The sequence below is a fragment of the Paramuribaculum intestinale genome, assembly GCF_003024925.1.
GTDB classification, from domain to species: Bacteria; Bacteroidota; Bacteroidia; order Bacteroidales; family Muribaculaceae; genus Paramuribaculum; species Paramuribaculum intestinale.
In genome coordinates, this window is sequence record NZ_PUED01000111.1 from 1 (window position 1) to 8,724 (window position 8,724).

The 8,724-nt window shown below is 54.7% G+C and carries 8 protein-coding genes; 2 read left to right on the forward strand and 6 right to left on the reverse strand.

Annotation, left to right across the window (positions count from 1 at the left end):
- Together C5O24_RS08790 and C5O24_RS08795 are read right to left on the reverse strand one after the other, a co-directional pair.
- Positions 1–472: FAD-dependent monooxygenase (locus C5O24_RS08790; RefSeq protein ID WP_133165511.1), on the reverse strand; the 472-nt coding region annotated here is incomplete at its 3' end.
- A complete protein-coding gene (locus tag C5O24_RS08795) occupies positions 469–1,842 on the reverse strand; it encodes an MATE family efflux transporter (RefSeq protein WP_202613075.1) in 1,374 nt (457 codons plus the stop codon). The genes C5O24_RS08790 and C5O24_RS08795, both read right to left, overlap by 4 nt.
- A gap of 88 nt (positions 1,843–1,930) precedes the next feature.
- Between C5O24_RS08795 and C5O24_RS08800 the strand changes: the two genes are divergently transcribed.
- Positions 1,931–2,584 carry an HAD family hydrolase gene (locus C5O24_RS08800; RefSeq protein ID WP_161553861.1) on the forward strand — a complete coding sequence of 218 codons (654 nt, stop codon included), beginning with the start codon at positions 1,931–1,933 and terminating at the stop codon, positions 2,582–2,584.
- Position 2,585: 1 nt separating this feature from the next.
- Here the strand turns inward: C5O24_RS08800 and nadC are convergent, their stop codons facing one another.
- Positions 2,586–3,431 (reverse strand): carboxylating nicotinate-nucleotide diphosphorylase, encoded by an 846-nt coding sequence (gene nadC / locus C5O24_RS08805; RefSeq protein WP_107035725.1) that lies wholly within the window; start codon positions 3,429–3,431, stop codon positions 2,586–2,588.
- Positions 3,432–3,498: 67 nt separating this feature from the next.
- On the opposite strand from nadC, the gene rlmH reads away from it, so the two are divergent.
- The gene (gene rlmH / locus C5O24_RS08810) at positions 3,499–3,972 is read left to right on the forward strand and encodes a 23S rRNA (pseudouridine(1915)-N(3))-methyltransferase RlmH (protein WP_107035724.1); all 474 of its coding nucleotides are present in this window, start codon (positions 3,499–3,501) and stop codon (positions 3,970–3,972) included.
- Between the two features lie 11 nt (positions 3,973–3,983).
- Here rlmH and hemW read toward each other — a convergent pair whose 3' ends face one another.
- The 3 genes from hemW to C5O24_RS08825 form a co-directional block, all read right to left on the reverse strand.
- Positions 3,984–5,087 carry a radical SAM family heme chaperone HemW gene (gene hemW / locus C5O24_RS08815; RefSeq protein WP_161553862.1) on the reverse strand — a complete coding sequence of 368 codons (1,104 nt, stop codon included), beginning with the start codon at positions 5,085–5,087 and terminating at the stop codon, positions 3,984–3,986.
- A gap of 44 nt (positions 5,088–5,131) precedes the next feature.
- Positions 5,132–8,095 (reverse strand): PD-(D/E)XK nuclease family protein, encoded by a 2,964-nt coding sequence (locus C5O24_RS08820; RefSeq protein WP_107035722.1) that lies wholly within the window; start codon positions 8,093–8,095, stop codon positions 5,132–5,134.
- Positions 8,092–8,724, reverse strand: a 633-nt coding sequence (locus tag C5O24_RS08825) for a DNA polymerase III delta subunit-related protein (protein ID WP_500690279.1), incomplete at its 5' end; no start/stop codon positions are given. The genes C5O24_RS08820 and C5O24_RS08825, both read right to left, overlap by 4 nt.

Consider the following 8,724-nt stretch of genomic DNA (forward strand, 5'->3'; position numbering starts at 1 on the left):
GGGTGTAGAGTTTCCCGTCGGAATAGGCTCCTGCGCCTCCTTCGCCGAAACAGTAGTTGGAGTCAGGATCGACGATCCCCTCTCGTGACAGTCGGGCCATGTCGATCCGTCGTGAATCCACATCCTTTCCGCGTTCGATCACTATAGGCTTTATGCCGAGTTGTATGAGCCGCATAGCCGCGAACAGTCCGGCTGGGCCTGCGCCTATTACGACAGCCGCAGGAGCCGATTCCGGCAGCCGGTCGTAAGGCTCGGGCGCGAACAGTGTCGCCGACGGATCTTCATCGACATACGCAAGTAGCGTCAGGTTTATCATCACATTGCGCTGGCGGGCATCGATCGAGCGCTTGATGATCCTGATGCCTTTTATGCGGTTGGCGTCGATATTAAGGCGGGTGCTTGCCAGTGCGGTCAGTCGCAGTTCTGAGGCGGCAGTGGCCGGGTCGACGCGTAGTTGTAGCTGTTCGGTCATGGTGTAGAGATCGCTTGGTTATGTTTCTTCATCTGCCACCAGAGTGTCACTATGGCGAAGACAAAGGCTATCAGATCGCTTGCGGCTATGCTTGCCCACACTCCGTCAATCCCGAACTGTTTCGGGAGGATTATGAGGAACGGGATCAGAAACAGAAGCTGGCGCGTAAGCGACAGGAATATCGAAATCTTCGGTTTGCCCACCGACTGGAAGTAGTTCTGTATCACTATCTGGCATCCGATCACCGGATAGAACAGGAAAAAGATCCTCGCCCCGTGTCCGGCTATGTCTATTAGCTGCAGGTCGGTGGTGAACAGGGAGCTGACTGTGTCAGGGACGAGCTCGGTGATGACCCATCCTACGGTGGTGATGCCCATGCCAAGCCATATGCCTATGCGCAGAGTGCGTTTGACCCGTTCCCAGTTTCCGGCACCGTAGTTGAAGCCGAGTATCGGCTGCATGCCCTGCGTGACTCCAAACACGATCATGACGAAAAACATAGTCGTGCGGTTGAGTATGCCGTAGGCTCCGACCGAAAGGTCGCCGGCATCACCGCCATAGTCGAGCAGCGCTTTGTTGATGAACACTACTACGATACAGGCGCACACACTCATCAAAAACGGCGACATGCCGATAGCATAGATGCGGCGTGCTATTGACGGCGTGAACCACCGGTTGCGCAGATTGAAATGGATGAAACTGCGGCGTGAAATGAAGTGGGCGAGCACCCAGACACAGGCCACCGACTGTCCGATCACGGTTGCCATGGCTGCGCCGCGTATTCCCAGATCGAGGACGAAAATGAATATCGGAGCCATGATCACATTTACCCCTACCGATAAAAGAGCCGATACCATTGCCTTGCGCGGATAGCCGGTGGCGCGCATCAGGTTGTTGAGTCCGATGAACACGTAGGCTATCGGGGTTCCCAGCAATATCACCTCCATGAATTCGCGGGCATAATCAATGGTTGATGGGGTGGCTCCGAAGAAATACAGTATCTCGTCGAGAAACAGCAGTGTGATGCCGCCGAATACCACCGACTGTATGATGCATAGAAGCAGCACGTTGTTGACCACATCGGTGGCTCTCGAAATATCCTTCTGACCCATGAAAATGGATGATATCGTGGCGCCGCCCACAGCTATGAGGGTGCAGAAGGCGATCACGAGATTCATCAGCGGAAAAGTGATGGCCAGTCCGGATATGGCCATGGCGCCTACGCCTCGGCCTATGAATATGCTGTCGATGATATTGTAGAGCGAGGTGACCACGCTCGCGATGATGGCCGGCACGGAATACTGTATCAGCAGTCGGCTGATTGATTCGGTGCCCAGTGTCATCGGTGATTTTGAAGTATCTGTAGGCATTTCGTTCCAAGTCGATTCTGCAAAATTAACTTTATTTGTTGGCTTAATGACAATGCGGAATATTAATTTTGCAAAAAAAACTACAGCAATGACTACAGTCCCCAATCAATACGGATTCGGTGCGCTCTTCGATCTCGACGGGGTGATCATCGACAGTGAAACGCTATATACCGGTTTCTGGAACGATATAGAGGCCGAGTTCCCGACAGGGATACCTGACTATGCCATAGCCATAAAGGGTCGCACTCTTGAGTCGATAATGGAGGAATATCCTACCGAAGAGATAAGGCGTGAGATCACTCGCCGTCTGATGGAGTTTCAGGCTTCAATGCGGTTCACGCCTCTGCCCGGAGCGGTGGAGATGCTTGAGGCGCTCGCGGCGGCGGGGATACCTTCCGCGCTGGTGACGAGCAGCGATGCCGTCAAGATGCAGCGGCTGTTTGACATGATGCCTCGGCTGCGAGGCCTGTTTGTGACTGTGATAGATGGGTCGATGGTTACACATTCCAAGCCCCATCCCGAGGGATATTGTCGCGCCGCTCGCGAGATCGGGATGGAGCCTGAAAGATGTGTGGTTTTTGAGGATTCGCTTCAGGGGCTTGCTGCCGGACGGGCTTCAGGAGCGACTGTCGTCGGACTGGCCACTACATATCCCGTCAGCCGGGTGGAACCGTTGTCCGATGTCGTCATATCGTCATGGCAGGAGTTGCCGTTGGAGCGTCTGGTGGAGCTTATGAGCTGACTCAGACAGCCTTGAAACTCATGTCGAGGCCTTTGACAGAATGTGTCAGTGCACCTACCGATATGTAATCCACTCCGCATTCGCCGTATGCACGCAGTGTATCGATCGTAATGCCGCCTGACGATTCGATTTCGGTACGGCCGCCGATAAGTTTCACGGCTTCGCGTGTGCGTTCGGGAGTGAAGTTGTCGAGCATGATGCGGTCTACACCCGCTTCGAGAGCCTGACGGATCTCGTCTTCGTTGCGCACTTCCACCTCGATCTTCAGATCCTTTCCTTTGGCGCGGCAATATTCTTTGGCGCGTTTCACAGCTTCGGGTATCCCTCCGGCGAAGTCCACATGATTGTCCTTGATCAGTATCATGTCAAACAGTCCGATGCGGTGGTTGGCGCCTCCTCCGATCTTCACGGCCTCTTTCTCAAGCAGGCGCATGCCCGGGGTGGTCTTGCGGGTGTCGAGCACTTTGGTGTCAAGGCCTTTCAGCCGTTCCTGATAACGGGCTGTAGTGGTGGCTATGCCGCTCATGCGCTGCATGATGTTGAGCATGGTGCGTTCAGTCTGCAGCAGCGAGCGCACGCTGCCTTCCACTTCGAAGGCTACGTCGCCGGGTTTCACATGTGTGCCGTCGGTCATGTACACGGTCATCTTCAGCTCCGGATCGAAGTATTCAAACACGCGGCGTGCCACATCGACTCCGGCGAGGATTCCCTCCTCCTTTATGATAAGACGCTGCCGTCCGCGAGCTTCGGCAGGGATGGTCGATAGGGTGGTGTGGTCGCCGTCGCCCACATCCTCGGCAAAAGCGAGCCGAATCAGTTCGGTGATAAGCTGGTCGTTTGTTTCCATGTCGGTTTTTATGTATTTTTGCACACAAAATTAATAATCTTATCCCGACTCCGCAACTTCCGTCACGATGAAAATTACTATTATGGCCGTGGGGCGCACCACCACTCCTTACATTGCCAAAGCCACCGACGATTATATCGGCCGTGCGTGTCATTACATGCCGGTGGAGATGCTGACTGTGGCTGATATACGCCAGACACGGTCGCTGACCATGCAGCAGCAGCGCGACAAGGAGGGCGAACAGTTGCTGCAGTCGTTTCAGCCGTCGGATATGGTGGTGTTGCTCGATGAGCACGGGCGTGAGATGACCTCGCGCCAGTTTGCCGGATATATCGAGCGTCAGGCCGTCAGCGGGCGTCGTCGGCTTGTGTTCGTGATAGGAGGTCCTTATGGTTTTTCCGACGCTGTCCGATCAAGAGCCGATGCCATGATATCGCTGTCGCAGATGACATTTTCCCATGAAATGGTGAGGCTTTTTTTCGCCGAGCAGATCTATCGCGCGATGACTATCCTGCGTGGAGAGCCATATCATCATGATTGATTCTGTAGCTGTCAGACATGTATGAGGTCGGTGAGCACCATGTCGGTCACAAGCCAGTGGTCAGGGTTCATACTAATTGTGTCGTCGGTTTTCATCAGTCGGCCGGCGGTAATGTGAGGGGCGGCGTCGTCAATGAGCCGTAGTGTCGGTCCGCTGCCGAAAAGTCTGCGGAATTCCGACAGATTGATTCCTTCGGCCGTGCGAAGGCGTATTATCAGGTAGTCGTTGATGCGCTCGTCGGTGTTCTCCTCTTCGGCAGTGGCGAACCCCTCTCCTCCGCTCGCCAGATACGACTTTATGTCCGAAGGGTTGTAGCGCCTGAGCCGTCCGTCGAAGCTGTGCGCTCCGGGGCCGAGGCCGATGTATGGCGAAAGATCCCAGTATCCGCTGTTGTGTATGGCCCGGTGTCCCGGAAGGGCGAAGTTGGATATCTCATAGTGCTCATAGCCGGCTTTGGATGTCGTATGCCGCAGTATGTCGAACATTTCGGCTGCTTCCGTGTCGGTGGCTTCACTGACTCTCCCTCTGGCGCGCATGGCGTGAAGACGTGTCCCCGGTTCGTAGGAGAGTAGATAACATGACAGATGTTCCGGTCGGCGTGCTGTCAGTTCTGCAAGGCTGGAGGCGAACGATGCCGGTGTCTGTCCCGGAAGTCCGTATATGAGGTCGGCGCTGACATCGAGTCGTGAGGCAGTCAGCAGATCGAGTGCTTTCAGAGCGTCGGAGGCTGTGTGACGTCGGCCTACGGCGGTCAGTTCTTCATCGCGCAGCGACTGTATGCCCATGCTGACGCGGCTGACGGGAGTGTCGTCGAGCCATTTGACAAATTCGCTGTCCACATCTTCCGGGTTCACTTCTATGGTGATTTCAGTCATATCCGGCGTGGCAAGCAGTCCGATTATTCGCTGGAGCAGGTGGCGTGGCAGTGCCGACGGGGTGCCTCCTCCGATGTATAGTGTCGGCCGTGATCTGAGGCCGTCGGTTTCATTGCGACGCCAGTTCCACTCGGCTTCGAGCGTGTCGCAATATCGTTCGGCAAGTTCTATGCGGGGCAGCGAATAGAAGTCGCAATATGCGCATTTCGAACGGCAGAAAGGTACGTGGACGTATATCATTGGTAAATCGCTATCATGAAGATGATTGGATGTCGCAGATCCTTTCAGTCTGTTTTGCCGTTGCGTCCGCAGATAGCCTTGAAATGGCAGAAGGTGCATGATTTTTCGTCGTCGGTGGCCGAAAACGGCACCGACGGATCAAAAATCTCCCGGAGCACTTCGTTGAGCCGCTCTCTGAATCCGTCGATCACCTGATGATAGTCGGTCAGATCCTCGAGCCGGTAGCGGTCAGCCTTGATGCGTAGCGGTTGTATGCCGCCCAGTGCCATGTCGCGGAATTTGTATATCAGGGGTTGTATAGGCTCTTCCGGATCGTGCTGCGCGGCATAGACCATGCAGTATATAATCAGCTGTCTAACGGCTTTCACGTCGCAGTATCCACGGGCGAAAAGACGGTCGAGATCGGCGTCGATGGTGGTGCTGTCGCCGCCGGTCTTGTAGTCGACAATGCGCAGACGTCCGGCCACGCGGTCTATGCGGTCTATCCGCTGTTTCAGGCGGAGTGTGAAAGGGAGTCCGGCATCTATATGTGCCAGAAAAGGCTCTTCGGCCGAGATGAACCTAAAAGGCGTCAGATCCTTCTCTCTTCTGAGCATGGTCAGGATCAGGGATTCCACGAGTTTCCCGGCTATCAGCGCTTCTCCTTTCAGAGGATTGAGGCAGTTGTCGCCAAGCCGCAGGAAGTTTTTGTTGATCACCCGTGTTATGATCTTTTCAAGTGCCGCTTCGGGGTGGTCGATATGGTGCTGCAGCATGTCGGCTGTGACTGTCACCTCTGACGCATCGCCTTTGAGCATATTGTAGAATGCCTCGGCTGTGTCGTGTACGATAGTGCCGTTGGTACTGGCGTCGATATAGTCATGTAGTTCGTCGCTTGGATCAAATCCTTCCACATAGCGCAGATAGAATTCAAGCGGACAGCTGAGATAGGTGTTTATATTGCTTGCCGACAGGTTCAGTTCATTGCCTTTGGATGCCTTCGAAGTAAACCTCATCAGTTTCTTCATTATGGAGGCCGTTTTGTTTACGGCTATGGCATGGCGTTCATTCCTGCCGTTGTTGAATTTCAGCTGTCGGTGTGTCACCGTCGCTCCTGAAGACAGATATAGAAGCTGCACGGCATATCGCGACAGTTCGCCAGTGCGCAGACCCGATGTGCGCACGTCGTAGGTCAGTGTCACTCTCGACGCTCGCGATATAAGTCTGTAAAAGTAGTAGGCATAGACGCTCTCCTGAAAATCCGAGGTAGGGAGTCCGTAGCCGCGTCGGATTGATTCGGGAATGAACGAATTGGCATGGTTGCGCCGTGGGAATATCCGCTCGTTCATCGACATCACGATGATGTTGTCGAAATCGAGTGCACGCGTTTCAAGCACACCCATCACCTGCAGGCCGGCAAGCGGTTCGCCTTTGAAATGCACTATCTCGCTCTGCAGAGAGCGTTCGATCATGCGCACGAGCGTGGCTCCGCGCATCTCTATGCCGTGGTGTTGTATGGTGGCCTGTATCTCGTCGATCTTGGCGATATATGCGTCGAGAAAGTGGCGTGCCACTCCTTGTTCGGCTGTGCTGTCAAGCAGCAGGGTGGCCATCTGGCGCAGGTAGTCGCATATCCTGTCGGTGCTGTCGGTGAGTCTGACAGCAGTGAATATCGGAGCCAGAGAGGGGTAGTTGTTCTGTATAAGACGCTCTTCGACTCTGAACAGTCGGCTGCTCAGTATCTCGTCGGCCAGCGCGTCGGCCTCGTCAGGCGCAACCCTGCGCACGTTGGGATCAACCAGCAGATTGCTGACATCCTCATGGAAGAATGTCGGGCCGTTGCGCCCTTCGCGTGAATGCATCTGCAGTGAGCTTATAAGGCGCAGCAGGGTCGACACGGGGCTTTGCCTGAACGGGAAGCCCATCGTGACGTTGATATCGGTGATCTCCTCCGGCATGTTGTGTACGAGCGGCACGAACAGTGATTCGTCGGGGAGCACTACAGCGGTGTCTATGGCATTTGCCGGGTCGGCTATCTTTCCGCCGCTAATCCAGTCGGCCAGCGTCTGCGAGGCGGCATAGATCTGGGCCATATTGCCCGGAACTCCGACAATATCTATCATCGGCGACGTGGGTTTCGTGTCGCCGTCGATCTGATATAGCGATGGAAATTCTGCCATGTTGGCGCGAATGAATCTGCCGGCCGGATTATCGGTGCTCAACAGTATGGGTGAGTCGCAGTCCCAGTAGAAATCAGCCATGCCTTTGTCGCGGAGTCGACTGAAAATGATGTGTTCGGATGTCGACAGCAGATTGAATCCGATAAACACATAGCGTCTGTAGGGCATCCGTCGCAGTGAGTCGCCTTTGCGTATGGCGTCGGCGGCCTCTCTGAATATAGCTCCCGAAGTAGTCAGTCGGCGGGAGCGCAGTGCATCGCGATAGCGGTGATAGAGCAGCGCCATTACCTCCCAAAGTCTCAGGAATTTGGTATGGACAGTCGATCGCCCGCGGCTGTCGACGTGGGTCCAGAAATTCTCCACCGACATCTGGCTGCGGTCCTCGCCCCAGTATCGCTTTATCGCTTCGACCTGCTCGGGTGTGAGATAGTTGGAATTGATCTCTTTGAACCGTTTGGCGTTGACAAATATCTTGTCGGGATCGGCAAGATAGCGATCCACGTCGTTGAAGTCGTTGATCAGCATGTCGCCCCAGAAAGCGAATCGGTCGAAGTCAAGCGCGTCGTCGGCCGAAGAAGTGGTCTGTTCTTCGAGGATCCGGCGGTACTCCCGGAACATGACAAACAGTGCCTCAAGGCGTTCGGCCTCGCGTGCGCGTGAGAATCCGGCCACAAAAGAGTTGATCGTCTTGGTGCGAATATTTCTGATGCGTCCGTCTGATTCCAGTTCGACCGCTTCGCGGAAAAATGTGGCCGAACGTTTGTTGGGAAACACAAAACATACCCGTCCTATGTCGTCGGCCTCATTGGCTATATAACGGTTCGCTATACGGCGCAGAAACGATTTCATTGCTTGAGGAGCAGGATGATTTTTATGGCTACGTCGAGGTTGATTATCTTGCCGTTGCCGTTGCCGGCTATGTCGGTGCGGGCATCATCGAAGGTAGCTATGATCTTCTCGACGTTGTTTTCGTTGATAAACCGGGAGAAGTTGACACTGAACTGTTGCTCTTCGCGACTCATGTAGTTGAGCTTGTCGACTCTGAAATTGTAGACGAAATTTTCTCTGGTAAGCCGGGCGCAGTAATCATAAAATTTTATCTCTTTTTCTCTGCCGAGAGCGGCGAGTTCCGACGCGAGTCCCCGCAGCTCGGCTATCTTTCGCTGGTAGGCGAGCCTCATCAGGCGTGTGAAGAACTCAAAGAACGCATGAGTGTCGCTTCGGGTATCGATCATCCTCAGCGCGGCCGTTGTGGAGCCTTCGGCGTTGTGCGCCAGCATCAGCGCCTCGGCGGGATCTATGGCGTGGCGTGCGGTCAGATATGCAGCCACCTCTTCGTCGGGCAGCCGCTTGACCTCGATGCGTTGCAGCCGCGAATAGATTGTCGGCAGTATTTTGCCCGGCTCGTCGCTGACCATGACGAAAATGGTGTCGGGATATGGCTCTTCTATCAGCTTAAGCAGCTTGTTGGCTGTGTC

What these genes read in the sequence shown, in the direction of transcription:
- C5O24_RS08795 (WP_202613075.1), bottom strand. Translation starts at nt 1,842, where the DNA reads ATGCCTACAGATACTTCAAAATCACCGATGACACTGGGCACCGAATCA.
- C5O24_RS08800 (WP_161553861.1), top strand. Translation starts at nt 1,931, where the DNA reads ATGACTACAGTCCCCAATCAATACGGATTCGGTGCGCTCTTCGATCTC.
- nadC (WP_107035725.1), bottom strand. Translation starts at nt 3,431, where the DNA reads ATGGAAACAAACGACCAGCTTATCACCGAACTGATTCGGCTCGCTTTT.
- rlmH (WP_107035724.1), top strand. Translation starts at nt 3,499, where the DNA reads ATGAAAATTACTATTATGGCCGTGGGGCGCACCACCACTCCTTACATT.
- hemW (WP_161553862.1), bottom strand. Translation starts at nt 5,087, where the DNA reads ATGATATACGTCCACGTACCTTTCTGCCGTTCGAAATGCGCATATTGC.
- C5O24_RS08820 (WP_107035722.1), bottom strand. Translation starts at nt 8,095, where the DNA reads ATGAAATCGTTTCTGCGCCGTATAGCGAACCGTTATATAGCCAATGAG.